This is a genomic window from Paenibacillus sp. FSL P4-0127, assembly GCF_038007325.1.
Taxonomy (GTDB): Bacteria; Bacillota; Bacilli; order Paenibacillales; family Paenibacillaceae; genus Fontibacillus; species Fontibacillus macerans.
In genome coordinates this window covers 1,235,670-1,262,011 of the sequence record NZ_JBBOWY010000001.1, presented here as the reverse complement: position 1 = coordinate 1,262,011, position 26,342 = coordinate 1,235,670, and the positions used below count along the sequence as shown (strand labels likewise).

Here is a 26,342-nt window from a genome sequence, read left to right as displayed (position 1 = left end):
AAGGAAGATACGCCTTGTTGGCAGCCGAAAGAAAAAGACGCATTGTGGAATATGTGAGGCAATACCGAACAGCCACCGTGGCCGCGCTGGCCCAGGAGTTTGGCGTGCACGGGGCGACGATCCGGCGGGATTTGGCGGAAATCGAACAGGAGGGCGTGCTGAAAAGAACGCATGGGGGCGTCATTATGGAGCAGTGGACGCATGACGAGCCTTCTTTTTACGATCGAAGAAATCAGCATTTGGAGGAAAAGATGCGCATCGGCCGCCGCGCCGCCTCCCTCGTGGAAGACGGAGAGAACATTATTATCGACTCGGGGACGACGACCCTGCACATCGCCACCCATCTCGTGGGGCGTTCCGACATCACCGTGGTCACCAACGATATGAATGTGGCGGTTGAGCTGCGCGATGCTCCGGGGATTAAGGTAATTTTGACCGGCGGGGAACTGTATCCGTCCAGCTACATGCTGAACGGCATGTTTACGGATCATGTTTTGAAGTCTTTACACGTGGAAAAAGCTTTTATCGGTACCCCGGCGCTGCATCCCCAGCACGGGCTGATGCATCCCGAGGCGTTGCTGGTTCCGGCGAAACAGGGCATGATCGCCGCGGCGGGGGAGATCATCGTCGTGACCGACCACACCAAAATCGGCAAGCTGTCGCTGCACACGGTCGCGCCGAACAGCGCCATCCATACGCTGATTACCGGAACCGAAGCCTCCGAATATGACGTCAAGCCGTTCCAGGAGCGGGGAATTACCGTTTACCGGGTATAATCCCCCGCCCGCGTAACGCCTTCCTACTCGGCCTTCACCAAGATTTTGACCTGATTCCGTTCTTTGAGGAGCCCTTCAAAGCCCTCTTCAACGGCTTGATCCAGCTTGATGCGCTTGGTTACAAGCTTGTCCGCCGGGAAGTAACCTTGAGCCATCAGGCTGATCACCGCCGGAAAAACGTCGCGGTAGCCGATAATGCCGGTCACGGTGCGCTCTTTCATGACGATGTTTTGCGGATGAATCGAAGCTTCCTTCTCGAAAATGCTGACGATCATCGTTTCTCCGCCGATTTTGGTGGAGTTGATCGCCTGGGTCAGCACCGGCGGAACCCCGGTCACCTCATAGGCTACGTCCACTCCGCCCTGCGTGCGCTTGTGAATTTCCTCGACGGCATCGTATTCCTTCGGATCGATGACGATCGCTCCCAGCTCCGCGGCTTTCTGTTTCCGCTCTTCCGACAGCTCAACCGCGTAGATTTCCGCAGCCCCCGAAGCCTTAAGCGCCTCGATCACGAGCAGGCCGATCGGCCCTGTGCCGAACACGGCGGCCTTGTCGCCGACTTTCAATTTACTGGAGCGCACCGCGTGCAGCGCCACCGCGGACGGTTCGACCAGAGCGCCTTGCTCGAAGGAAACCGAATCCGGGATTTTATGCAGCATTCCTTCCGGCACGGACGTATATTCGGAGAAACCGCCGCCTCCGCCGGCCAGGCCGTAAAAGCCCATTTTATCGCAAAGATTGTATTTGCCTTGCTTGCAAGCCTCGCAGGTTCCGCAGGCATAGATCGGCTCCACGACGACGCGGTCGCCGACGGCCACCCGGGTCACTCCTTCGCCGACTTCCACCACCTGTCCGGAAAATTCATGCCCCATTACTACCGGCGCTTTGTCTCCGCTGAGCGGGTGGGTTTCAAGCGGGATGAAAATCGGGCCAGCCGTATATTCGTGCAAATCGCTGCCGCAAATGCCGCACCATTCCACCTTTATTTTCGCTTGACCCTTAGCCGGTTTCGGCTCCTCGATGTTTTCCAGTCTCAAATCCTTGACGCCATGCCATCTCAAAGCTTTCACTTGCACTCATCTCCTAGTCAAATTATGAAGCATATGAATCTTTCATTCACTTCCATTTACTAGGGTACTCCTAATTTTAGAATTTTTAAAGTTAGTTGATTAAAATTAATTAATTTATTTTTATTGGGCTCAAAACCGAGATCAATGCTTGACAAAATAAATTATGAAAGCGTTCGTGTCTTGGTATCCCTGCATGCTGCTTTGCACGAATATCCCTCTTGTTCAGGGGGTGGAGGGTAGGGGCTAATCACGATCCTTTTATTTTTCCCGGTGTCTTGCCCCATTCCTCCCGTCAGGTCTACTTTACTTCTCCTAAACCTCCTTCTCACAAACCTATCTAACGATCTCGAACATGCTTCCGGATCAAACGGGATAATCGTGCAAAGCGTCCGGACAACGGATATTGATCTGCCGATATTTCTTGCCACGATCGCTTACCGGCTCGGCCTTTTTCCATCAAATAGTCCAAATCCAAATCGAGAATCAACTCGACCGGGTTTATTCTATTTTATAGACGTAAATTTTAGTCCGGTACATGTCCCGGCAGGTGATGATCTTTTCCGCTTGCCAGCCGGGAAGGGCGAAGCAAATGCTGACGACCCGCGCCCCCGCACGAAGCTGCCGGCGCAGCAGAGGATCAAGCCGCTTCATGGCCCCGGGATAAAGATAACAGATTACCGCATCGGCATGTTCATAACGGTAATCGTACAGATCGCTCCGGTGAAAAACGGTGTTCCCGCAGGCGCTCAAACGCCGAGCCAGCCGCGAAACCGTCCATGGAATCAGAGAATTTTCGATGCCGGTGATCCGCCAGTCCGGGCGGCTTTTGGCGAGATGCAAGGCGAGCGTCCCCCAACCGGAACCCGCCTCCACGATAGAATAAGCGGAGTCCGGCGAAGCCGGTTCGGCGCCCGCCGGCATCCGGCCATCCGTCGGCATCCGGCCGCCCTTTGGGTACCTGCCGCCGGCCGCCCCAGTCAGCCGGTTCAGTTCCGCGGCGACAGCCCTGCGCACCTCCGCCGAAGCGGGCATCGGCGATATCCCGTTGCGCCAGCTTTTATATACGATGGACAACATGGCCAAAAGTACAAAAAGCATAAGTAATGCGGACAGGATTGAACTCGCTGGCACGGTCATGAAATTTCCCCTCGACTTTATGTAACTTTCCGTTTTTTATTGCGTCTTTCAATTATATGCGTTTTTATACAAAACCCAAAGGAGCTGCAACATGAAACGAATGACCATGGTCCTCTTATTAGGTTTGGTTTGCGCGGCCATTGCCGGCTGCGGAAATACCAGCACCCCCGGAAGCAAACCTAGCGAACCGCAAACGCAGGATCAAACTGTAAATTCCCCGGCACAAAACACCGCGGAGCAGCCGGAAAATCAAAACGCCGATGCAAGCGGCGATCAGGTCGATTTATCGGTTTATTATTCTCGCGATTTAGCCGCGGAATTTAGCGAAGATGACAGCAAGCTCACCTGGACGGCCGGCGGCGTTACCGTAACGGCAAAGAAAAAGAAAGGGGAGTTCGGAACCCCCGTCCTCGCTTCCATGGCCGTCAAAACGAAAGGCCGGAGCTATCCCGTCAAGTTCGATGCGGAACCCAAAGAGATCAGCTCGCTGGCCCTGTCCGCCGACGACCGGTATTTGGCCATAAACCTGTTCTATAGTAATATCGGAAATAAATTGATCGCGGTGAACCTCGAAAGCGGCAAACAAATCGACATCAACGCCGAAATCGGATCCCTGCAGAAGGAATATGGCGAGACGGTCGTCGAAACGGTCCATGCTTATAACTGGGCGCCCGGCGGCCATACGCTGGCGCTTTCGTTTGGCGACACCAGCAGCGCCATCCCGGCGTTGTACGACCCGGAAGAAAACTCCCTGCACAAAGTCGGCGGCGATAAAAATTACATCACGACCGCATATGCATTATGGCATAAGGACGGCAATATCGTGGACTACATCAGCGAACAGCCATCCGACGAATACCATCTGTACCGGTGCGATGTTGAAAAAAACACGACCACGGATATAACCGCGCTTAGCGCGGAGGATTTGTCCGTTTTTGTTCCGTATAGCCCCAGCCGTCTGCAATAGCCGCTCACTGGCTGGAGGCGACGACCTTCCAATTATGATCGCAGGCCGCCGTAATGGTGCCGCGCTCCCGGATATATTCCGCCACGAGTTCGGCCATGTCGGTCTGGATTTCTTTGACTACCGGTTTGCGCCGGTACATGTCGTAATCCCCTCCCCCGCCGGCGCGGTAGCTGTTCATCACCACATCGATCTCCGCGTCGTCCCGCAAGGGTTCGCCGCCGTAACTCAGCAGCGCCACGCGCCGGCCGGGGGGCCGGGACACGTCCAGCACGTATTCGATGCCCTCCCACATATCATAGTTGTAATGCTGCGCCTTAGGCTCCACGTATGCCGGATTTACGGCAATTTTCCCGTCTTCCCCGACGGTGAAATAATTCGCCGTCTGCTCCAGCGCCTCCCGGATATCCTTCCCCTTAAGCCGCAGCACGGCCAAAGTGTTCGGATACATAAAGTTGGTCAGCACATCCCGCATCGTAATGCTCCCGCGAAAACCTTTCGAGGCATTGCTGAGCAAAGCCGCGTTCGACACCCCCACCCCGGCAGCCTCCATCTGTACCTTGTTCACGAATTCCATAAAAGGATGATCGGCCAGCCGGCAAGCCAGCGGGCTGCGGATTTCCATATCCCCGCTGACCTCCCCAATCGGCTGATCCAGCCAATTTTGAGTTTCCACTTCAAGTCCGCGGACCAAATCCAGCACCTTGCCGTCGGCTTCGGTCGTTTCATCCGGGATCAGCAGCTCCGCCTTCCTCTCCCGAATCGCCCATGCTCCGTCCGCGCTTTTTTGGAGGCGAACGGAGATTTTCCCCAGCGCCTGACCGTTCGAGCCCGGCTGAATCACCGTGACCCCGCCGGCCTCGGCCGCGATTAAACGGTGCTGGTGCCCGGTAATCAGCACATCGATCCCCGGCACTTCCATGCACATGGCGTATCCCTGGTTTTCCCCCGTCAGCCGCTCAGCCGGTTCCCCGGTGAGCAAATCCCGTTCGAAGCCGCCGTGATAAGCTACGACCATCAGATCCGGCCGCTCCTGCTCGCGGATGCGGGGCACCCAGGTTTTTACGGTCTCCAGCGCGTCCCGGAACTTCCAGCCTTCGATATGCCGCGGATTTTCCCAATGCGGGATATAATGTGTCGTCACGCCCAAGACGGCGATTTTGACGCCGGCCTCGGTCGTTTTGACAAGATAAGGCCGGCCAAAGACCGGCACACCTTGCCCTGCGTCCACAATCCCCGCCGACAACCAGGGAAACCGCGAATCCTCCATGACCCGGCGCAACACCCGCTGCCCGTAATTGAATTCATGATTCCCCGGGACCGCCGCGTCATAACCCAGCTCGTTCATGACAAGCACCGCCGGATGCGACCCTTCCTGACGCTGTTTTATATAGAAGGAACAAAGCGGCGACCCTTGAATGACATCCCCGTTATCCACCAGCAGCAGGTCTGGCGTCCGCTCCCGTTCCCGGCGGATCATCGCCGCCAGCTTGGCCAGACCCAAGGGAAGCTCCTCATGCGTCCGGTAATCGGTCGGGTAAATATGCCCGTGCACATCGCTTGTGACGAGAATTTCGCAGACCGCTTCGCAAACCGTACCGTCACCCAAGCTTCCCTTTTGGCTATCCTCCGCATTGCTCCCCTCCACGTTGCCGGCCCGCGGCAAGTCCGTCCCGGTATCCGGCCTCGTTTCTGTGTCTATCCGCCGCCACTCCATACGCTTGCTCATCTTCTGCGTCCATCCTTTTCAAAATCCCCCATTTTTGCGCATGATCCGGCGCCAGCCGGCTTCTGCACATGATCTTATTTTAGCAAGCCTTTTTTAGGGCCATGTTAAAAATTGCTGCTCAAAAATTTACAAAACTCGGCCGATCCCCTGACTGCCCGTTAATAAACCTCTTATATATTAAACAAGTGAATTCAAAAATAGAATGTGTGGAGGTCATACGTTTTGAAAAAGCTTGCTAAGTTCATGTTGCCTTTATTGTTTACGGTTGCCCTCATCAGCGGCTGCGGAAGCAACGCCCCGGCGAACACCAGCGGCAACGCCTCGGCGGACGGCAGCCAGCCGGCCAACTCCGCAACTGCCGGCGGAAACGCCCAGACGGACAAAGCCGCGGAACCCGCCGACACCGGTTATGTTCCCGAAACGCTGACCGTGCAGTTCGTGCCTTCGCAAAACGCCGACACGCTGGAAGCCAAGGCCAAGCCGCTCGAAAAACTGCTGTCCGACCGCCTCGGCATTCCGGTAAAAGTCAGCGTGTCGACCGACTACAACACGATCATTGAAGCGATGGCTTCCAAGCAGGTTGACGTTGGCTTCCTTCCTCCGACCGCTTACGTGCTGGCGAAGGAAAAAGGCGCGGCGGAAGTCATTTTGCAGGCGCAACGTTACGGAGTTGACGACGCCACCGGCGCTCCTACGAATGAGCTAGTCGATTTCTACAAATCGATGTTTATCGTCAAGAAAGACTCGCCGATCCAATCGGTGGAAGATCTCAAAGGCAAAAAGATCGCCTATCAGAACGTAACCTCTTCCGCGGGATATGTATGGCCGGCCGCTGTTCTTCAGGAAAAAGGAATCGATCCGCTGTCGGATGTCGAACCGATCACGGTGAAAGGCCACGACCAAGCCGTTATCGCCGTGCTGAACGGCGACGTCGACGCCGCCGCCATCTTCCAGGATGCGCGCAACACCGTGAAAAAAGACTATCCGAACGTCTTTGAAGATACTCGCGTCATCGCTTATACGGAGCCGATCCCGAACGACACGATTTCCGTCCGTTCCGATATGAGCGCCGAATGGGTGCAAAAACTGAAGGACGCCTTCATCGAAATCGGCAAAGACAGCGAAGGCCACAAAATCATCGCCGACATTTACACGCATGAAGGCTACGTCGAATCCAACGACAGCGTGTTCGACATCGTCCGCGAATACAACGAGAAAGTAAAGACCGAGTAGTTCAAGACGCCGCGATTGCCCAAATCCCGAACAATCAAGTCTTGAACAATTAAGCCTGAAACAATTAAGCCTCAAACAATCAAGTCTTCAAGCCAAAGTGCAAGCCAGTCGGTGCCCCCTCCGGGCCCGTGCTGGCTATGCGTTTTTTAAGATATTTCATTTAAAGGATGGTTATTCACGTGATAGAACTTCGCAATATATCCAAAATTTATCCGAACGGCACCAAAGGGCTGGATCAAATCAACCTCAGCATCGAAAAAGGCGAATTCGTGGCCGTGGTCGGGCTGTCCGGGGCCGGTAAATCGACGCTTCTCCGCTCCATCAACCGGCTGCACGACATTTCCGAAGGCGACATCCTCATCGGCGGCAAGTCGATCACGAATGCCGCGGGCAAAGAGCTGCGGACGATCCGCCGCGACATCGGCATGATTTTTCAAAGCTTCAACCTCGTCAAACGCTCCACCGTGCTGCGCAACGTCCTGGCCGGGAGGGTCGGCTATCACTCCACCTTGCGCACGCTGCTTGGGCTGTTTCCGAAAGAGGATATCGAACTGGCCTTTGGGGCGCTGGATCGGGTGAACATCGTGGAAAAAGCGTACGCCCGGGCCGACGAGCTGTCCGGCGGGCAGCAGCAGCGGGTGGCGATCGCCCGCGTGCTCGCGCAGGAAGCGAAAATCGTGCTGGCCGACGAACCGGTGGCCTCGCTCGACCCGCTGACGACCAAGCAGGTGATGGACGACCTCAAGCGCATCAACCTCGAGCTGGGCATCACCACGATCGTCAACCTGCACTTTATCGACTTGGCCCGCCAGTACGCGACCCGCATCATCGGCTTAAGAGCGGGCCGGGTTGTCTTCGACGGCCCGGTCTCGGAAGCAACCGACGAGCGGTTTGCCGAAATCTACGGGCGGCAGATCGACCGGGAAGAGCTGCTCGCCAGCCGGCTGCCGGCCGAAGCGGTGTTGGGGGCGCGGGCCTGATGAATACGAACGCAAACCGGCAACCCCAAGCCGCCGCGCTTGCCCGGCGCCCGAAGGCCCCAAGCAAGCTGAAGCATTATTTGACGGCCGTGATCATTATTTTGCTGCTATGGGGCAGCGCGGCAAAAACCGAAGCAACGTTCGGCGAACTCATCAAAGGGGCGCCCAACATGCTCGACCTGCTGCGGGAAATGTTCCCGCCGAAGTGGAGCTACTTCGACAACATCGTACCGGCGATGCTGGAGACGATCCGCATGGCGCTGATCGGCACTACCTTCGGCGCTATTCTCGCCGTTCCGGTAGCGCTGCTGTGCGCCGGCAATCTGACCCCGAGCGCCTGGATCCGCCAGCCCGTCCGCTTCGTGCTGAACCTGGTGCGGACGATTCCCGACCTGCTGCTGGCCGCCATCTTCGTGGCCATCTTCGGCCTCGGGCCGCTGGCCGGCATTCTGGCGCTGACCGTTTTTTCGTTTGGCTTGATCGCCAAGCTGGTGTACGAAGCGCTGGAGACGATCGACCGCGGGCCGCTGGAGGCAATGACGGCCGTGGGGGCCGCGCCGGCGCAGCGCATTATTTTTGGCGTCGTTCCGCAAATCCAGGCGCATTTCATCTCCTACGTGTTGTATGCCTTTGAAATCAACGTCCGCGCGGCGGCGGTGCTCGGCCTAGTGGGAGCCGGGGGCATCGGGCATTATTACGAGGTGACGCTAGGGTTTCTGGAATACGACAAAACGTGCATGATCATCCTGTTTACGCTGGCGGTCGTGCTGATCATCGACTATTTAAGTGCGAAAGTGCGGGAGAAATTGTTATGACGACGAATACATGGCGCGAAAAAATAACCAAACCGAAAAAAAACCGCTACCGCTGGCTCATCTACGTTCTGCTTGTTCTCGTTTACATTTGGGCTTTTGCCGGCATTCCTTTGGACGGCATTAAGGAAACCGCCGGCCAGATTACGAAGTCGATTTTTGCCGGCCTGTTCTCGCCGGATTGGGGTTACGTCTATTTGCCGGACGGCGAAGACCTGCTGCGGGGACTGCTCGACACACTGGCGATCTCCATTTTGGGCACGGTGATTTCCACCATCGTTTGCCTTCCGTTCGCCTTTTGGGCGGCGGCCAACATGAGCCGCACGCGCTGGATTTCCGGTCCGGGCAAAATAGTGCTGAGCTTCGTCCGGACGTTTCCGGAAATCGTCATGGCGTTGTTGTTCATCAAAGCGGTGGGGCCCGGTTCCTTCGCCGGCGTGCTGGCCCTGGGGCTGCACTCGGTCGGGATGCTCGGCAAGCTGTTCGCCGACGAAATTGAAAACATGGATCAAGGGCCGGCCGAAGCCCTAACCGCTGCGGGCGCCACAAGGCTGCAGATCCTTTGGTTCGCCGTGCTGCCCCAGGTGCTGCCGGGATTTCTGTCGTATACGCTGTACCGGTTCGAGATTAACCTCCGCTCCGCCACCATTCTGGGGATGATCGGCGCCGGGGGCATCGGCACTCCGCTGATTTTCGCCCTCAGCTCGCGGGATTGGGATCGCGTAGGCATCATTATGCTCGGCATTATCGTGATGATCACGATCATCGACCTCATCTCCGGCGCACTGCGCAAAAAACTGGTGTAGCGGCCCGGGGCAGCTTGGAAATATCCAATGGATTGCCTAGATCAACGCAATAAAACCTCCACCCGGGAAGTGGAGGTTTTATTGTTCCTGCTTACGCCCGTACTTCAGCGCCAAGCAGCTCGCGGATATGGCTTTCGATTTTTTCCGGTTCCTCCGCCGGGGCAAACCGCTTCACGACCTTGCCGCTGCGGTCGACCAGAAACTTCGTGAAATTCCATTTGATCGCTTTTGAACCGAGCACACCGGGCGCTTCGTTCGCCAGCAAGCGGAACAAAGGATGGGCATTTTTGCCGTTGACGTCGATTTTGGCGAAGAGCGGGAATGAAACTCCGAAATTCAGCTCGCAGGACTGGGCAACCTCCTCGTCGGTGGCCAGCTCTTGATTGGCAAATTGCCCGCAAGGAAAGCCAAGCACGGCCAAACCCTGATCCTTGTAAATGTCGTGCAGCTTTTGCAGACCTTTGAATTGCGGAGCAAAACCGCATTTTGTGGCCGTATTGACGATGAGCAGCACCTGCCCGCGATAAGGCTCCAGCGTCTGCACCTCGCCTTTAATCGTTTTAACCTCTATTCCGTATAGGGACATCATGATCTCCTCCATTTTTTACAAATGTGATATAATTAAATTGTATACAATCTAATTGGCGATGTCAAATTACTCTCTTGCCCGTATTACCCTGTAACCCCCGCCGTTCTCGCGCTCCCCCTGCTTCAGCCTTTTGCCGCTCGGGCTTTCGTGCTTCCCGGACTTTTGACTTGCCGCGCCCGCAGGTGCTATAATTACGCGAATAAAATTGCATACAATTCAATGGCAGGTGATACTCTCATGCAGCCGCATGAATGGATGAAATTGGACAATCAGCTCTGTTTTGCTTTTTATACATGCTCCCGGGAGATCATGAAGCTGTACCGCCCGCTGCTGGCCGAATTCGGACTCACTTACACGCAGTATATTACATTGCTTTCTTTATGGGAACAGGACAACGTTACCGTCAAAGACCTGGGAGCAAAGCTGTTTCTCGACTCGGGAACGCTGACGCCGCTGCTCAAAAAGCTGGAGAATATGGAGCTGATCACAAGAACGCGGGATAAAGCGGATGAACGCAACGTCATTATCGCGTTGACCGAACGGGGGCGGGCTTTGCAAGAGCAAGCCGTGCAGGTGCCGCTTAAGCTTTACGAAGGCACCAAGGTGACGAAAGAGGAGATCATGGAGATGCACAACCATATTAACGACTTTCTGCGCAAAATCGGATCGGCTGAATAAGTTCAGCCAAATCCTCCATAATAGGGAAGTAACCATAGGAGGACCGCCTGAAGTCCCCCGGAGAAAATGGAGGAGGTTCGCTGATGCTGGAAAATCTCGAAAGCAATTACGATTGCGCCCGCGCGGGAGAAGATCTTCATACGTTGAAACAGGAGCTCGCCAAGCTGCGCGGCTCGGGCGCGGGCGATCCACATACGCAAGAGCAAATCAACCGCATTGAAAATCAAATCTCGTTCATTATGAACAAATGCGATATCAACCACTAGCCACACTCCAAACAAGCACCCGTTCATCCGCTGAAATACCGGCGGCGAACGGGTGTTTTCTAGGCTATTTGCTCCCCGTCCCCGATTTGTGTCTTCTCCTCCGGGTTTAAGGGAATTCCAAACGAAGCGTTTATATTATGGATAAATTTGCAGGTTCATTCCTTTCTTAAGCCCCGTTCCTCCGGTAAAATAGAGCTGCAGCCACCCCTATTTTTCAGGAAGCAGGTGACGCCGGTCGTGGATCTGAACGAACTAGCGAAGCAATTTGCCGCAGGAGAGCTCTCCCTGCAAGGGATTTATTTCACCCAATTGCAGCCCGGCATTTACAAGGGACATACCAAATCCCGCCCGACGCCGCATGCCGGCCTGGTTTTCGCCCTGCGCGGACAGGCCGTCTTTACCTTTGACGATACGCCTTACGAGCTGCAGCCCGGCCTGATCGTCCATGGCCCCAAGGGCGCGGCGCTGCAGGTCGAGGCCGGACCCGGCGGGTTCGACTACGCCCTTATTCACTACACGCTGGATTCGCCGGCGGGCAGCCCCGATGCTTATACGCGGACCCATTATTCGCTGGACACCGGCGAACAGCCCCGGATCATGGAATTGCTGCGGCTGCTGCAAACGTCCATGACGACGCCCGGCCCTCTGCAGGCCGTCAGGTCCAAAGAGCTGTTTTACGGGACGGTCTATGAAATGCTAAGCTGCGCGCGCAGCCGTTTGAACGCCGGAAGCCGAAGCATGATCGAGCATGCCCTGGGCTACATCCATGAGCATTATATGGAGCCGCTCAATCTGAAAACCTTGGCCGGCTTATACGAAATGGACGTCAAAAAATTCGCTTACGCATTCCGCAAATACGCTGGTATTTTTCCCATCGATTATCTTATCCAGCACCGCATGAGCCGGGCCCGCCAGCTGCTCGTCGCCACGCGCTGCAGCGTAAGCGAGATCGCCGAGAGCGTCGGTTACGGGGACGCCCATTATTTCAGCAGGTTATTCCGGAAACATACCGGCTGCTCCCCGAGCGAATTCCGTTCCCAAAGCGGAAATAATCCACCTGCCTTTTGACAATTGTCTATTTCAAACCCCGGGATCGTTCATTATAATGTGATCTGAAAATGAAAATCATTATCAGTAGAACGAAGTGGGGGAAAAACCGATGCTTGCATCCTTTAAACGCTGGGGCGTCCTGCCCATCATCGCCATCCTGTTCATCGTCGCCACGGCGGCCTGCGGAACGCCATCCGCTGCCACCCCGCCGAACGGAAACGACGCAGCAGCCGCGCAAAACTCCAGCCCAGGCGAAGCCAATACGGGGGCCGGTCAGCCGGGGGCTAACGGGGGCGGGAACGGGACCGATTCCACCGCAGACGCAGGAGGAACCAAGGTCCCGATAACGATTCACCATGACAAGGGCGAAACCGTACTGGAGGAAAAACCGAAAAAGGTCGCTATCACCTACTTCCCGTATGCGGAGCACCTTTTCGCCATCGGGGAACAGGATGCGGTGGCCGGCGTGGTCGGCCTGAAGTCGCTGCAAAATTTCCCGGTATACGACAGCTTCACGAAGCAGGGGAAAATCGCCGACCTGGGCGACACGGCCAATATGGAGAGCATTTTGGCGCTGGACCCCGACGTGATCATCGCTTGGGAGGACGATCTGAAAATTTACGACCAACTGGCCCAAATCGCCCCCACGATTCTGATCCATCAATCCGAAAACTGGCAGGACACGATTACGAAAGTAGCCGCGGTTTTGGGCGAAGAGGAAAAAGCGGAGCAATATATCGCCGGCTATGACGCCAAGCTGGACACGCTGGCCGCGAATATGGACAAGTCCGGGGTAAAAGGGAAAACCGCGATTTTCATGATGACCTGGGGCAAAGGGTTCAATTACTACGGCGGCGTGCGGATGGAGCCGTATTACGAGCGCCTGGGCTTTGCCAAATTCCCGGATATGCAGGATTGGAGCGAAATCAGCCTGGAAGGCGTGGCCGCCATCGATCCGGATTATATTTTTCTCGGCGAGGATTTTACCGGTTCGGCGGAGCTGTCGCTCGGTGAGCTGGGCAAAAACCCAGTATGGAATCAGCTGAAAGCCGTCAAAAACGGCAACCTTTACGTTATCGATACGGAAATCGTCGGGCCGCTGGCCATGGGCCAATCCAAAGGGCTTGACGTCATGGAGCAAATTTTGCAAAACTAAGCCGCACCGGGACTCCCCTTCTCTTCCGGAATTTTATATGGAAGGGGAGTTTTGCTATATGGCTGCCCGCTCGAAAGTGTGTTACGATTCTTCTGTTCGCTTATGAACTCATTCATAACATTACTTGTCGGATCGACATTGGGAGGGCGTCACTTGAAAGCGCAGTCTGATACCACGGCGCAAGGCGCGGAAACAACCCGTACGGAAGCTGGCCGCGCCAAACCACGTTTCGCGAAGCGGAATTATTATTTGCAGCTGGCGACGGTGTTTGTCGGTTTTTTTATTTTTGGTTTCTCCGAAAATATTAAAGGGCCAGCGATTCCGCGCATCCAAACCGACTTCGGCATCGACGAAATGCAGGTCGGAACGCTGCTGTCCTTCAACTCGCTCGGCTATTTGCTGGCCTGCTCGTTTACCGCCTATCTGGCGCGCAAATGGGGAGCGAAAGCAGTCACCCTGCTGGCCTTCGGATCGATGGCCGCCTCCGGCGTACTGATCTTCGCTTCACGCACCTACCCGGCCTTGAGCGGGTCCTACTTCTTCATGTACGTTGGCAACGGCATGCTGGAAATCGCGCTCGCCGTGCTGGCGGCGCGTATTTTCGTCGGCAATACCGGGACGATGATGAACCTCGCCCATTTCTTCTACGGGCTTAGTTCGATTGTGGCGCCAATGATCGCCTCCGGGCTGATGAGCGTAACGATCGGCGGCCACATGCTCGATTGGCGGGGCATGTATCTGATCATGTTGTCGCTGTCGGTCATTCCGATGATTCCGGCGTTTATGAGCCGGTTTCCGGGGGAGGAAGAGCACGGCGGCGAGCGCGTGCCCGTGTCGCAGCTGATGCGGGACCCCGCCATTTGGCTGATCGTACTCGTTTTATCGTTTGGCGTCATTTCCGAAATGGCTGTCGGCGGCTGGCTGGTCAACTTCCTGGAAAAAGCCTACCACTGGAACACCTCCAGCGCCTCGGGCATGCTGTCGGCGTTTTTCGTATGCTTTACGTTCGCGCGCCTGCTGCTTGGACCGGTCACGGATAAAATCGGGTTCACGCTGTCGCTGATCCTTTTCTCCGGCTTTTCCGGACTGTGCACCCTGGCCGCCATCTGGGCCGGCGAGCCCGGAGCGTTCCTGTTCGCCGCCGCCGGGATCGGGATCGCCCCGATCTACCCGACCGTGATGGCCTTGATCGCCAAGAAATACCGCTCCGGCAGCGACTCCGCCATCACCTTTATCGTGACGCTGATGGGGGTGGGCAGCGTGATCGGCAATTACTTGATCGGCGCCATCACCGACGGCATTAAGAAGCTGTTCGCGAACGCCAGCGACCCGGAGCTCGGCTTGCTGCGCGGCCTTCAGGCCGGATACGGCTTTATCGGCGTGTGCGCGCTGCTGTGTACCTTGGCCAGCGCCGTATTATTCGCATATTTGCGGAAGCGGAACGAATTGATGTGATATTCCGCCGAGCATAAACTGCGCTGAGTAATTATTGCGCCAAACAACCGCTAAGCAATACTGCGCCAAACAACGCTGGAAAAAAAATCCGCCACGCATGCATCAGGCATGCATCAGGCATAGGCTTGGCATGCGCCAAGCATAACACCAGGCATAACACCAGGCATAGGGCTGGCATGCACTAGGCATGCGCCAAGCAACCTGTGGGAATCCGGGGGCCTGAGAGCCACCCCAGCGAAAAATAAGAGCAATAAGTGCACTAGCGTTGCAAGAACACTAACATCAATTTTCAGCAAAACCCACATTTGGATTATTGAAACTATAAATGGATTTTTTTACAGTCATTTTTTAAGCTTAAGACCAAAAAGCCAAGGTTACCTAATGCGTAGGTCGCGATGTCCCATTAAATGTATATAATGGATATTATTCCTTGAACTTGCTTGGCTTAATTATCCCAACCATTGTGCGCACCGATAACGCTTTGGGACCTGACCCCGGACGTCTCCCCGGACTACTTCGACTGGGTTTCCGATCCAGTTCGGTTCGAAAGGATCGCCATGAACGGTACAAATACTCGCGGAGAATCCGGAGCACTTGCCAGTTTGTTTTTGCCGTTTGGGTGCTGTGCCGGATGTGCTCCACGAGCAAGGCAGTAATTAAAGCCAAGAATAACTGGTTCCAAATAGCCTGTGGTTTATGACTGTGCAGCTTCTTCAATCGCAAATGTTGCTTCAGCCATTTAAAATACAACTCGATGAGCCAGCGATTTTTGTAGATCTGCGCGATTTCTTCAGCGGTCTTATCCCATACCGATGTAAAAATACGATAAGTCCGTTCCTGCTCGTCATAAAACTCCACCAAACGAACGGAATGTTCCATGGATCGGAAGGAACTGCCCACGCAAACCTTGGCGTCCCGCGTGATGTTCGAGCCTTCCGGAACAGGATACTCCTCAATGACGGTGGCAAGCGCGCGATCTCGCATACGGATCACAAACTGGATGTTGTCCTGGACCCATTGATCCATCCGGGCATAATCATCATAACCGCGATCCATCACATAAATCGCATCCGAGGGGACGACCAGTTCAACGGCCCCCGCACGATCCCCTACATTGAGCGAACTGGGGATCATGGCATCAGGAAATAGCTTGTCGGGAGCTGTAACAACGAGGCGCAGATGCATCTTGACGCCGCTACTCTTATTTGACATCTTGGCCCAACTTCCAAGTTGAAGCGGCAGTCGAATGCTGGAAGAATCAATGATGTGCAATTTCCCGCTCTGGCCCTGGTGGCAAGCACGTTGCTGTGTTTGTGATGCCAGATGCTGAAACATCCACTCCAACAGCTCCGTTGGGATCTGATCGAGTTTTCGGGATAATTGCGAGCCGCTGATACTCTCCAACTGTAGAAGCTGCTGAAGTTTCGGCTCAGCACGAAGTGCAATTTCCATTTCACCGTAAGATGACCATTGTTTCAACTGAGCATTGATGAAGAGCATGATCGCTTTCATCGTGGTAAGTTTCTTGGTGTAATGGTCGAAGAGTAAACGTTGATGCACATCGATGGGCAGTAAGGAAATCAGTTGACGAATGACCGTTTTAGCTTTAACGTTATCCATGGTTGGTCTCCTTTTGTAGAGAGTTATGGACAACGTACCTACCTCTTTACAATAGGAGATTTTTTATGCTTTTTCCATGAAAAATGATCATAATTACCCATATTTAACTAATATTTGATTATTCGCGTTAGGTTTTATGCAACGCTAGTGCAATAAGTGTCGTTATTCCGGCGATACCCATCCATTTGAAAGAAATAGAGACAATTTGTGTCGTTATTTTCCCCCATCGCAAGGAAATGCCCGCGCTCTGGACTATTCATGGGAAAATAAGTACATAAAATGCCGCTAATGGGGATAAACACGCCTGGCTCCGAATTATAAGTACATAAAGTGCCGCTATTTTGAAGTCCCAGCCCACGGTTGGCTATGTCCGCGCCATTCCAGCGGCCGGATTCCAATATCACACACTATCAACGACTATCTCAAACTATCTCACGGTAACACACACTAGCTCACACTCTCTCACTACCTTTACCTAATCTCACCTATCTCACGCTACCTTACGCACGTAAAAAAGGGCCCGACCGGGCCCCGATCATTTCCCTCCTTTAAACCACTTCGAACTACTTCGTATCTATGCTTGCCAAGCCTTCAACTCCACCTAAACCTACTTTAACCACTCATGTCCGCGCCTTTCCGGCCCCGGGCTCCCTTTTCGGCCTTCAGCTCGGCTCCGGGCCTTGCTGTCTTTCCGCCCCTTTCAGAGCCAGCAAAAAGATACCTTCCGCCGGGCGGACGGAGCTGACCTCCGTGCAGCCCGCCAGCCCGGCTTCGCCCAAGGCAGCTTCCAACTCGTGCATCAGCCGGGAAGCTTTAAACACGCCGCCGGACAAGTACACGGGCACGTCGCCCAACTGCCGGCGCGCCGCAACGGCCAGCTCGCACAGATGCCCCGCCGCCGCCTGCATGATGCACAAAGCGGCTCGGTCCTGCCCCTCGGCGAGTTCATTGACCAGCGGTACCAGCAGGGCCAGGTCCTGGTCCGTAATCTCGCCGGAATAGCAGCGGGCCAGCAGCACGCTCTCCTCTTCGCCCTTCAGTGCGCGCAGAACCGGGCGAGCCAGCCCAGTCGGCGGCTCCAGGCCGGCTTGCGCTCGCAGCGCCGATTTCAGTGCTGCGAGCCCGATCCAGTAGCCGCTGCCCTCATCGCCTAGCTGATGGCCCCAGCCGCCCAGCCGCAGTTCCCGCCCGGCTGCGTTTTTCCCGTAAGCAACCGTGCCGCCGCCGGAGATGATGACGAGCCCCGGGCCGCCCCGGGTGGCGGCGTACCAGTTCCCCCAATAATCGGGGACGACTTTTAAGCTCGCCAACTCAAAGAGGCGGCCGCTCATCGCCTTCCTAATCGCTTTCGGAATCGCCGCCACATCCCCGTGGTAGCCGCTCAGGCTGAAACAGATGCTGACCGGCGGCCCAACGTCTGCATCCACGCTCGTGCCTACGCCCGTGACCCGCTCATTCAGCCGCTCGCAAACCTCGGCGGCGATTTTGGAGTAGCTGCGCAGCCCGCCCGGCTTCGCGTAATGGATGATCGGCGGCAGCATCCACTCTTCCAGCAGCCGGCCCGATTCGTCCAGCAGCTCGACCGCCGTTTTCGTTTGTCCCCCGTCAACGCTAACGATAAGCACGCCGATCACTTCCCTCTCGGTAGGGTTGCAGCTTGCCGGCAAACTGCCGCGTGATCGCGATCGGGTCGGTGATCGCCGTGCCGACCACGACGAAATACGCTCCCGCTTCGATGGCGGCAAGCGCCTGCCCCGGCGAACCGACATGCCCCTCGCATACCGCCCGCACCCCAGCCTCCGTCAACTGCTTGACCAGCGCGATGTCCGGTAGGGCACGGCCTACGCTTGCGTCCGTATACCCTGACAGTGTCGTACCGACGAAATCGGCGCCCAGCCGCCAGGCTCGTTCGCCTTCCGCGAAAGTCGACACGTCGGCCATTACCGGCGCATGCAGCTCCTCCTTAACGCGGCGGATCAGCATCCCCAGCGCCTCGGTATCCGGCTGGTTCTGCACGCTCGCTTCCAACGCGACAATGTCCGCCCCCGCTTCCACGATCGCCCGCACATGCTCGAAGGTCGGCGTGATAAAAAAGCGGTGATCATATTGATGAACTTTATAAATCCCGATAACCGGCAAGCCGACCTGCTTTTTGATTTCCGCGATATGCTCCGGACCGTCCGCCCGGATTCCGGCCGCGCCCCCCAGCTCCGCGCTTTTGGCCATCGCAGCGATCATCGGCGCGTGATTGAGCGGGTGGTCGAAATGCGCCTGGCAAGAGACGATAAGCCCGTGTTTCATGCTGTCGATCACATAGACATCTCCTTTGACATTCAATATAAATTTTGCTGCTGGCTCGCGCCGTCAAGCGGCGAAGCGGCCCCCCAGCCGATATCCACCGCCTTGAACGCGGCTTGATAAATAAATATGCTTAGCATCTCGGAGACATATCCGGGACCGCCGTTCGTCAGCACATAAGAAAAACGTCTATCGACGTACTTTCAAGGAAGCCAGACCGCGTAAACCGGTATTTTTTGCGATTACAGGATTGTTTCAACTTTCGCAGCAAAAAAACGGCAGACAAGCCTTGATGTAGCTGGGTAAAGCAGCAATCCATTGTTGGAGTAGACGCCGAATCTGAGGTAAACTGGGTTTTCCCGGCTTTTTGGGCTGCTTCGTTGATCAATCCAAGCAACTGTTATAAGGCAACCAGCCAATCGAGTGTGCCGACTTCGTCGCACAGCAAGGAAAACAAGCCGCTGAAGGAACGTACGTTGTACTTTACCGGGTTCGTGTCTTGGTGTTCCTGCCTGTAGCCTTTGCACGATTATCCCCTTCGTTAAGGAGCAGGGAGCAGGGGGTGGGGCTAGAGCAAGTCAAGGATTCCAAAAAAAGAGAAGAAAAAACAAAAAAGATGAGGAAAAAATGAGGCGGTTCAGGTGAGATTTTCGGCTTGTCAAAGGAACGTATGTTTGGTATAATGAAATAAATGGAACTTATGTTCGTATATTCTTGATTCGGGGGCGAGTAAACATGGAGATCAATGCGGGAACGGAACTTCAGCCATTCAGCAGCCGTTTTAACAGCGAACAGGACTGCATGGAGGCGCTAATTGCGATGAAGTGGCCAAGCGGCTTTGTCTGCCCGCGGTGCGCTTACACCCGGTGCAGCCGTCTAACCTCCCGGCATATCCCTTTGTTCGAGTGCGGAAAGTGCAAGCATCAAACATCGCCTTTGGTCGGCACAGTTTTTGAAGGAACGCATCTTCCCCTGGTGAAGTGGTTTCAGGCGCTGGAGTTGTCCCTGCTCCCTGACGGCATTTCGGCGCTGCGGCTGAGCAAGGTGATCCGGGTCACCTACAAGACCGCCTGGTCGATGCTGCACAAAATACGCCATGCCGTGGGGGAGTTCGATGCCCGGGAGCTGCTCTCCGGAGACGTGAAGGTGAACAGCGATCAGTATGGGCGTAATCCGTCCCGGTGTCAGCTTTCGCATCCGTACGCCTCGGCGGTCGTTGCGGGATGCAGGGTCACGGAGTCGGGCGAGCCGGAGCAGGTCAAAATCCGCCTGGTCCCGCATAAGCGGGGAGGTGAAAAGAGGGCAAACCGTCACGATCTAACCGCGTTTATTAGCGGGCATGTGGATGTCCGTACATCGACGGTACAGTTGTTCCCTCAGGCCTTTCGGCTGTATGTGCCCTTGCGGAAAGTGGTGAGAGAGGCGTGGGATTCGCTGAAGAGTACGTATGGAGCCTTGGGGCTGAAGCATCTGCAGGCGTACCTAAACGAATACACCGGACGCCGCCGGCTGCGCCTGTCCGGAGGACTGCCCGAAGCGAAAGAATCGATGCGGCAGAAGTTACTGCGCATGTGTGTGGCGATTCCGGCGATCCCTTACCGCCGGCTGATCGCGCGCCAACCGAACCAGCCCCTTGGGGCAGCAGCCTGATCAGGACGCTGGAACGGTGGGGGGAGTTTGATGCAGATTAACTTAATGGGTCCTTGATCTCCTGTCTTGATCGCTTGTCCGGTCTGTTTCACCTACCCTAAACCTCATTCCTTCTCCTAAGCCCGTCTAAATTATCTCGAGCCTATCTGCTTCTCCACCAAATATTTCTTCTCCCGAGCTTGTCTGTTTCTTTGTTACCTGATTAAACGGGATAATCGTGCAAAGCCTCCGGAAGGGAGTGTTGATCTGCCGCCCACCCTCTTCCCTGTCCCCGAGCTTTCAACGCCCTTCCGCGTTTCTTGCCACGATCGGTTTTGAAAGCCTTCAGTTCAAGGACTCAAGCTGATTGTTAAAGTTGAGTTATAAAAAGATGACCCTGAATAATTCAGAGGTCATCTTTGTCGGTATGGATTAGCCGGCCGCCTCGTTACGACGGAGGGGTCGTGGATTCGCGGATCAGCAGCTCCGCCGGGAAAATTTTGTGGGCGTGCGTTATTTTTTTGTTGATCAGATCAAACAGGATTTTGATTGTTTCTTCGGCGATTTCCTCCACGGGCTGCTGGATCGTCGTGATCGACGGATTATAATAATAGGCGATGTCCAGGCCGTCATAACCGGCGACGGAGTAATCCTGAGGGACCGATTTGCCGCATTCGAAAATCGCCCGGCAGGCGCCGACGGCCAGGCTGTCGGAAATGGCAAACAGCGCCGTGAAGTCTTCGCCCGACTCCAGCAGCTCCTTGGTGACGACGTAGCCGTTTTCCATCGAATAGCTCTGGATATGCTCCTTCATCGTACGCACCAAATTTTCGTTCAGCTCCAGGCCGTGGTCCTCCAGGGCTTTTTTGTAGCCTTCGTACCGAAGCCTGCCGATGCTGGCGTCCGACATCGGAGCGGAAATAATTGCGATCTTCCGGTGGCCGAGCTTGCACAGGTAATCCACCATCTTGTAGCTTTCCTTAAAGTCGTCGACGGAGACCGAAGAATATTCCTGCGGATCGTACTCCGACGTCATGCCGATCGTACTGAGCACATAAGGCACGGTCAACTGCTCCAGCTTTTCTTTGGCATGCGCGAAATAACCGCCGAGGAACACGATGCCCTTCAGCCGCTTTTCCTTTTCCAATTCGATCGCCACTTCGATTTCATCCTGATTTTCGTCGACCCGCTGCAGGATGAACGAGTATTTTTTGCGCTGAATTTCTTTTTCAAAGACTTGTATCATCCGGTTAAAAAAGGGGTTGGTGATCCCCTTGATCAAGACGGCTATCGTTTTTGAGGCGGAACGCTTCAGATTTCGGGCGCTGTTGTTCGGAACGTAATGGTTCTCCTTGATCACTTTCATAATCATCGCTTTCGTCTCTTCGCTGATGTCCGGATGATTATTGATTGCCCGGGAAACCGTCGTTACGCCAACCCCGCATATTCTGGCAATATCGATAATTGTCATTGAAGCCATATCCGATCTTCCCTTACATCGTAATTTCCGCTATTCTCTTCAAAATATAGCAACATACGTAGTAGAAAACAAGGGAAGGCGGAGAAAGCAAGGGGGCCGGTTCACACTTCCCCAATCCCAAAAAGCCTTATCCCCTGTATCCCTTTGGCCTTGCCCCGTGCGGATTACCCCTTCACGGCGCCGGCAACGACGCCTTCGATAATGTATTTTTGACAAAGCAGGTAAAACACGACGATCGGCAAAATCGCCAGCACCAGCATCGCCATCATCGCGCCCATATCGATCGAGCCGTAGCCGCCCTTCAAATATTGGATCGCGATCGGAATCGTCCGGTATTCGGTCCCGATGACCAGCATCGGCAGCAGGTAGTCGTTCCAGATCCACATCACGTTGAGAATCGAGACGGTGATCGCAATCGGCTTCAAAATCGGCAGGACGATATGGAAAAAAGATTGCACCGGGTTGCAGCCGTCGATCAGGTCGGCCTCTTCGATTTCCAGCGGGATCGACTTGACGAAGCCGCTGAATAGGAACACCGACAAGCCGGCGCCAAAGCCGAGGTAGATGACGATGATCCCGGCAGGGTTATCCAAATGCAGGATATTGGCCGTTTTGGTCATGGTGAACATCACCATCTGGAAAGGGACGATCATCGAAAACACGAAAACGTAGTACATCAACTTCGTAAATCTCGTTTTCACCCGGGTGATATACCAGGCGGTCATCGCCGTCAGCAGCACGATCACGGCCACCGAGCAGACGGTGATAAACAGCGACATGCCAAACGCGTTGAAAAAGCCGGTTTTGACCACGCCTTCCGTATAGTTCTTCAGGTTGACGAACGTTTGACCGTTCGGGAACTGGAACGGCGTATCGCTAATAAAGAACTTGCCCTTGAAGGAGTTCATCAGCACGATCAGAATCGGAGATAAAAACAGCACGGCGAGAACGAACAGGACGGCAAATTGCAGCACGTCTCTTCCTTTCGTTTTTGGCATCAGTTTTCAACCTCCTTGCTTCTCGTAGCCAGCAATTGCACCAGGGCGATCAAAGCGACAAGCACGAAAAATACGACCGCTTTCGCCTGGCCGACCCCTTCCCAGCCGACGCTGCCGTAGAAGGTGTTGTAAATATCGAGCGCCAGCATCGAGGTTTGCTTGGAAGGCGCCCCTGCGGTCAAAGCGAGGTTCTGGTCAAACAGCTTAAACGAATTCGACAGCGTCAGGAACAAGCAGATGGTGATGGACGGCATCACCAGCGGGATGGTGACGTTCTTCAATATGCCGAAACGGGTGCATCCGTCGATTTTGGCCGCTTCAATTACTTCTTTGGACACGTTTTGAATGCCGGCGATATAAATGATCATCATGTACCCGATTAATTGCCAATTCATCAGAATCACAAGCCCCCAGAACCCGTACGTTGCACTGGAGGTCAAAGTAACTTCAAACTTGTACAAAATCCCGTTCAAAATGAGCTGCCAGATGTAGCCCAAGACGATGCCGCCAATCAGGTTCGGCATGAAAAAAACGGTGCGGAACAGGTTGGTGCCCTTCTTCCCCCGGGTGAGCAGCAGCGCCAGGAGAAAGGCGAACACATTCACGCTAATGACGGCCACGACGGTAAAGCGAACCGTAAACCAAAGCGCATTGAGAAAATCCTGATTCGAAAAAGCTTTGACATAATTGCTAAGGCCGGCCCATTTGGCGTCGGTTACGGTCGTAAACTCCGTGAACGACAAATAGATGCCGAGCAGAAACGGAATGATAAACATGACGGTAAAAGCCAGTATCGTCGGTAATGCAAAAAGGGCGAAGTATTTTTGTATCGATTTTTGCATGGGGCTCTCTCCTTACCCGGATTAAAGCGGCGGCGCACCCGGCCGGAAGCGCCGCCGCATCGCAATCGCAATGCTTTACTACTATTTGGCTCTTTCGGCTTTCCAGGAGTCCTTCACGGTCGTCACAACGTCATCCCACGTTTTGTTGCCCTGCGCGTATTGCAGCAGCGCATCGCCGAATACGTTTTTGAACTCTTCGCTCGGGAAGGCCGCAAAAGCCCACGGCACCGAGGTAATGCCGTCTTTGTTCATCCAGTCGGACACTTCCTTCGCCAGCGGATCCGCCGGTTTTTCGTTGTCTTTGAACGTATTGAACGGCGCGATGAACCCTAGCTCATTCGTAACGTACGCTTTGCCTTTATCGCTGGAGAACAGCCATTCCAAGAACGCGATCGAAGCCTGCTGCTTCTCGGGCGACACTTTGCTGTTGACCGCCAAATAGTTTTCCGTACCGACGGCCAGACCCTGGCTTTCTTCCCCGGACATCCCGGTGTAGATCGGCAGGAACTTGATGTCTTCCGCCTTCACGACGTTGCCGTCAACTTCGTTGATCTGCGCCCAGGCCCAGTTGCCGTTTTGCACCATGGCGGATTGGCCCAAAGCGAACTCGGCCATGGAATCGGTGACCGATTTGCTTCCAAGCATCGTCGGTTTCGTCACCGAGTTGTTGATGTACAGGTCGAACAAGTTCTTGAAGTTTGAATTGTATTTGAATTCCACTTCCGTTTTGGACATCCCCGCCAAAATCGGGTTGTCGAAAGCCGTATCCTCTTTAAACTCATAGAAGAATGGGTAGTTGGCCAGGTGAGTCTGCCATCTCCACTGCTCGCCGGAAGCGAGGGAGGTCGAGGAGAATACGCCTTTGATGCCGAGCTTGTCCGCCTTTGCCGTCATATCTTCTACAACCGCTTTCAACGTATCGAAGTTGTTCACTTCCTCCATTGACGAAATCGAAACGGCTTTGTCCGGCAATGCAAAATACTTCTGCATAATGGCATTGTTGTAAATAATGCCGTAGCCCTCCACGACATAAGGAATCCCGTAAACGCCCCCATCGTTCGTGACGGCCAGACTTTGGTCGGACAGATAGCTGTACAGCTTCGTATCCTTCAAATCCAGGGCGTAGTCCTTCCAGTTTTGATAGCCGACGGGGCCGTTGATTTGGAAAATCGTCGGCGCTTCCGACTTGGCGATCTCCGATTTCAGCGTCGTTTCGTAAGTGCCGGCGGCGGCCGTCACCACTTTCACCTTCACGCCGGTTTCCGCCTCGTAATCTTTGGCGATTTTCTCGTAAATCGCGGCGATCTCCGGCTTAAAGTTGAGGAAATAGATTTCTTCCGCTTTCCCCGAATTTCCGTCTCCGCCGTTGCCCGCTTGGCCGCTTCCGCCCCCGCAGCCGGCCGCCAATCCGGCGAACAAAGTCAAAGCCAGCACAAGACTCCACAGTTTTCCGACCTTCATGTTCGTTCCCCCTTGAGAGAATTGTATAAATTTCAGCGGATTGAATACGCTTCCGAACAATTATGAATGCGCTCTCGGTAACGATTCCGAAAACCGTTCCGGCATCCTTATCGGTAACGTTTTCAGTCACAACGCAATAGTAGCACACTTGTCTTGAGGTCGGCAATACATATTTTTCTAAAAAAACAAAAAACGCCTGACGGCGTTTTGTCTGAAGCGGGATTCGTTTTAACAAACATAAGGCTGTGATGGCGTTAATCTCTAGGGAAAAAGGTCTTCTCGAGTCGCTTCCCATCTAAGCTCCGCTAATCCGGCGGTAAGTCGCCTCATCAGACACGATGTATAGCCGGGCCTCCGCCGGAATCGGCTGGTCGAGCTTGCGGTTGATGCCGAGATCCCCGCGGTCCGCCAGCAGCGTGGCCCCTTGACTCAGCAGATCATCAAACGCTTCGCGGTACGTTTTCCACTCGGCTTTCGCCCGGACTTCGTAAATGTCGTCGCCATGCTGGCGGCTGAGAAGTTGACGTATCAACTCCGAATTCCCTGCCTGCAGCGCGGAACGAACCGCCAGCCTGGAGATGGCGTCATGGGAAAGGACAAACTCGTTTACTTGAACATGGCGGAAGTTCTGGATATTTTTCTCCTGCGTGATCTCAACAGTTGTATGTACGTGCGGAGCCAGGCGCTCAATGCTGGAGGCGATCAGCAGCGACTTGCCGTCGATCAGCGAAAATTCGTCAATCCGCGCATCAGCGAAAATAATCGCCGCTTTGGCCTTGCCGATGCCCGCCTTGAGCAGCGTTTCGTCCGCGGCCGGGTCGCCGCTCACGAAATGAACCTGATGCATATGCGCCAGCGGGTGCTGGCCGATCTCATCGACCAGCACAATCCGGTTGCCGGGGGAATAACTCAAAATTTCCTCCACCGCCGCTTGCGCTTTTTTGCTCCAGTTGATCAGAATGATATGATTTTCGCCCCGAAAGCTCAAAGCTCCCGCCCCTCTCTGCCGCTGAAGGCTTCCTATGGAATCGATCACTTTGCCGATCACCAAACTGAGCAGCCCGATCCCGAAAATGTACAAAAAGATCGTAAACACTTTCCCCGGCACCGTTTCGGCAAAAAAGTCCCCGTAGCCCACGGTGGCCATCGTTGTCAGCACCCAATACAGCGCATTGAACCAGGTCCCGAACGTAGCCGGCTCCAGACCGTAAGCGATCGTCGCGCTCAAGGTGACAAACAGGACGATCAAGATTGCCAGGGAGGTTTTGCGCAAACGCATCAATCGCGCCGTGATTCTAAGCAAAAAATGCACG

24 protein-coding genes and 1 pseudogene are annotated in these 26,342 nt (G+C 54.7%); 12 read left to right on the top strand and 13 right to left on the bottom strand.

Going from position 1 to position 26,342, the window contains the following annotated elements; all coding sequences use genetic code 11:
- Window positions 1-14: 14 nt before the first annotated feature.
- The gene (locus tag NYE74_RS05620; protein WP_036618971.1) at window positions 15-776 is read left to right on the top strand and encodes a DeoR/GlpR family DNA-binding transcription regulator; all 762 of its coding nucleotides are present in this window, start codon (window positions 15-17) and stop codon (window positions 774-776) included.
- Window positions 777-799: 23 nt separating this feature from the next.
- On the opposite strand, the gene NYE74_RS05615 is transcribed toward NYE74_RS05620, so the two are convergent.
- On the bottom strand, window positions 800-1,846 hold the full coding sequence (locus NYE74_RS05615) for a 2,3-butanediol dehydrogenase (protein ID WP_036618969.1): 1,047 nt from the start codon (window positions 1,844-1,846) through the stop codon (window positions 800-802).
- Between the two features lie 498 nt (window positions 1,847-2,344).
- Entirely contained in the window at window positions 2,345-2,983 is a 639-nt protein-coding gene (locus NYE74_RS05610; protein ID WP_036618967.1) for a class I SAM-dependent methyltransferase, read from the bottom strand.
- Window positions 2,984-3,074: 91 nt separating this feature from the next.
- Between NYE74_RS05610 and NYE74_RS05605 the strand changes: the two genes are divergently transcribed.
- Window positions 3,075-3,950 (top strand): LptM family lipoprotein, encoded by an 876-nt coding sequence (locus tag NYE74_RS05605; RefSeq protein WP_036618963.1) that lies wholly within the window; start codon window positions 3,075-3,077, stop codon window positions 3,948-3,950.
- A gap of 4 nt (window positions 3,951-3,954) precedes the next feature.
- On the opposite strand, the gene NYE74_RS05600 is transcribed toward NYE74_RS05605, so the two are convergent.
- Window positions 3,955-5,676 carry a bifunctional metallophosphatase/5'-nucleotidase gene (locus tag NYE74_RS05600; RefSeq protein ID WP_227872806.1) on the bottom strand — a complete coding sequence of 574 codons (1,722 nt, stop codon included), beginning with the start codon at window positions 5,674-5,676 and terminating at the stop codon, window positions 3,955-3,957.
- Window positions 5,677-5,898: 222 nt separating this feature from the next.
- Here NYE74_RS05600 and NYE74_RS05595 point away from each other — a divergent pair, with 222 nt between their 5' ends.
- From NYE74_RS05595 to phnE (NYE74_RS05580), 4 genes are all read left to right on the top strand, one after another.
- Window positions 5,899-6,909 carry a phosphate/phosphite/phosphonate ABC transporter substrate-binding protein gene (locus tag NYE74_RS05595; protein WP_036618960.1) on the top strand — a complete coding sequence of 337 codons (1,011 nt, stop codon included), beginning with the start codon at window positions 5,899-5,901 and terminating at the stop codon, window positions 6,907-6,909.
- A gap of 179 nt (window positions 6,910-7,088) precedes the next feature.
- Complete coding sequence (gene phnC, locus NYE74_RS05590; RefSeq protein WP_036618958.1) at window positions 7,089-7,889, top strand: phosphonate ABC transporter ATP-binding protein; 801 nt, start codon at window positions 7,089-7,091, stop codon at window positions 7,887-7,889.
- A complete protein-coding gene (gene phnE / locus NYE74_RS05585) occupies window positions 7,889-8,704 on the top strand; it encodes a phosphonate ABC transporter, permease protein PhnE (protein ID WP_036618955.1) in 816 nt (271 codons plus the stop codon). Before phnC ends, phnE (NYE74_RS05585) begins: the two co-directional genes overlap by 1 nt.
- Window positions 8,701-9,507: a phosphonate ABC transporter, permease protein PhnE gene (phnE, locus tag NYE74_RS05580; protein WP_115311326.1), complete on the top strand. Its 807-nt coding sequence runs from the start codon at window positions 8,701-8,703 to the stop codon at window positions 9,505-9,507. Before phnE (NYE74_RS05585) ends, phnE (NYE74_RS05580) begins: the two co-directional genes overlap by 4 nt.
- Before the next feature lie 91 nt (window positions 9,508-9,598).
- Here phnE (NYE74_RS05580) and NYE74_RS05575 read toward each other — a convergent pair whose 3' ends face one another.
- A complete protein-coding gene (locus NYE74_RS05575; protein ID WP_036618950.1) occupies window positions 9,599-10,093 on the bottom strand; it encodes a glutathione peroxidase in 495 nt (164 codons plus the stop codon).
- Between the two features lie 240 nt (window positions 10,094-10,333).
- On the opposite strand from NYE74_RS05575, the gene NYE74_RS05570 reads away from it, so the two are divergent.
- The 5 genes from NYE74_RS05570 (at window position 10,334) to NYE74_RS05550 (ending at window position 14,701) form a co-directional block, all read left to right on the top strand.
- On the top strand, window positions 10,334-10,774 hold the full coding sequence (locus NYE74_RS05570) for a MarR family winged helix-turn-helix transcriptional regulator (RefSeq protein ID WP_240752188.1): 441 nt from the start codon (window positions 10,334-10,336) through the stop codon (window positions 10,772-10,774).
- A gap of 83 nt (window positions 10,775-10,857) precedes the next feature.
- Complete coding sequence (locus tag NYE74_RS05565; protein WP_036618947.1) at window positions 10,858-11,040, top strand: hypothetical protein; 183 nt, start codon at window positions 10,858-10,860, stop codon at window positions 11,038-11,040.
- A 237-nt stretch (window positions 11,041-11,277) separates the two neighbouring features.
- The gene (locus NYE74_RS05560) at window positions 11,278-12,108 is read left to right on the top strand and encodes an AraC family transcriptional regulator (protein WP_341004610.1); all 831 of its coding nucleotides are present in this window, start codon (window positions 11,278-11,280) and stop codon (window positions 12,106-12,108) included.
- 91 nt (window positions 12,109-12,199) lie between these two features.
- Window positions 12,200-13,246 (top strand): ABC transporter substrate-binding protein, encoded by a 1,047-nt coding sequence (locus NYE74_RS05555; protein WP_341004609.1) that lies wholly within the window; start codon window positions 12,200-12,202, stop codon window positions 13,244-13,246.
- 249 nt (window positions 13,247-13,495) lie between these two features.
- Window positions 13,496-14,701 carry an MFS transporter gene (locus NYE74_RS05550; RefSeq protein WP_341005299.1) on the top strand — a complete coding sequence of 402 codons (1,206 nt, stop codon included), beginning with the start codon at window positions 13,496-13,498 and terminating at the stop codon, window positions 14,699-14,701.
- 423 nt (window positions 14,702-15,124) lie between these two features.
- Here NYE74_RS05550 and NYE74_RS05545 read toward each other — a convergent pair whose 3' ends face one another.
- From NYE74_RS05545 to NYE74_RS33265, 4 genes and pseudogenes are all read right to left on the bottom strand, one after another.
- A complete protein-coding gene (locus tag NYE74_RS05545; RefSeq protein ID WP_115311341.1) occupies window positions 15,125-16,321 on the bottom strand; it encodes an IS4 family transposase in 1,197 nt (398 codons plus the stop codon).
- Between the two features lie 662 nt (window positions 16,322-16,983).
- On the bottom strand, window positions 16,984-17,946 hold the full coding sequence (locus NYE74_RS05540; protein ID WP_213510565.1) for an N-acetylglucosamine kinase: 963 nt from the start codon (window positions 17,944-17,946) through the stop codon (window positions 16,984-16,986).
- Window positions 17,933-18,634 carry an N-acetylmannosamine-6-phosphate 2-epimerase gene (locus tag NYE74_RS05535; RefSeq protein WP_051985197.1) on the bottom strand — a complete coding sequence of 234 codons (702 nt, stop codon included), beginning with the start codon at window positions 18,632-18,634 and terminating at the stop codon, window positions 17,933-17,935. Before NYE74_RS05535 ends, NYE74_RS05540 begins: the two co-directional genes overlap by 14 nt.
- 240 nt (window positions 18,635-18,874) lie before the next feature.
- A pseudogene (locus NYE74_RS33265) lies at window positions 18,875-19,097 on the bottom strand (IS4 family transposase); the annotation flags it as partial.
- Between the two features lie 257 nt (window positions 19,098-19,354).
- Here NYE74_RS33265 and NYE74_RS05530 point away from each other — a divergent pair.
- Complete coding sequence (locus NYE74_RS05530) at window positions 19,355-20,269, top strand: transposase (RefSeq protein ID WP_213510564.1); 915 nt, start codon at window positions 19,355-19,357, stop codon at window positions 20,267-20,269.
- Window positions 20,270-20,696: 427 nt separating this feature from the next.
- On the opposite strand, the gene NYE74_RS05525 is transcribed toward NYE74_RS05530, so the two are convergent.
- The 5 genes from NYE74_RS05525 to NYE74_RS05505 all read right to left on the bottom strand — a co-directional run bounded on the left by NYE74_RS05525 (window position 20,697) and on the right by NYE74_RS05505 (window position 26,341).
- Window positions 20,697-21,728: a LacI family DNA-binding transcriptional regulator gene (locus NYE74_RS05525; protein ID WP_036618945.1), complete on the bottom strand. Its 1,032-nt coding sequence runs from the start codon at window positions 21,726-21,728 to the stop codon at window positions 20,697-20,699.
- 164 nt (window positions 21,729-21,892) lie between these two features.
- Entirely contained in the window at window positions 21,893-22,726 is an 834-nt protein-coding gene (locus NYE74_RS05520; protein ID WP_036618944.1) for a carbohydrate ABC transporter permease, read from the bottom strand.
- On the bottom strand, window positions 22,726-23,568 hold the full coding sequence (locus tag NYE74_RS05515) for a carbohydrate ABC transporter permease (protein WP_036618941.1): 843 nt from the start codon (window positions 23,566-23,568) through the stop codon (window positions 22,726-22,728). The genes NYE74_RS05520 and NYE74_RS05515 overlap by 1 nt, the downstream gene beginning before the upstream one ends.
- A gap of 81 nt (window positions 23,569-23,649) precedes the next feature.
- Window positions 23,650-25,029 (bottom strand): ABC transporter substrate-binding protein, encoded by a 1,380-nt coding sequence (locus tag NYE74_RS05510; RefSeq protein WP_036618937.1) that lies wholly within the window; start codon window positions 25,027-25,029, stop codon window positions 23,650-23,652.
- Window positions 25,030-25,324: 295 nt separating this feature from the next.
- Window positions 25,325-26,341, bottom strand: a complete 1,017-nt coding sequence (locus NYE74_RS05505; RefSeq protein WP_240752192.1) for a potassium channel protein — start codon at window positions 26,339-26,341, stop codon at window positions 25,325-25,327.
- Window position 26,342 lies beyond the last annotated feature (1 nt).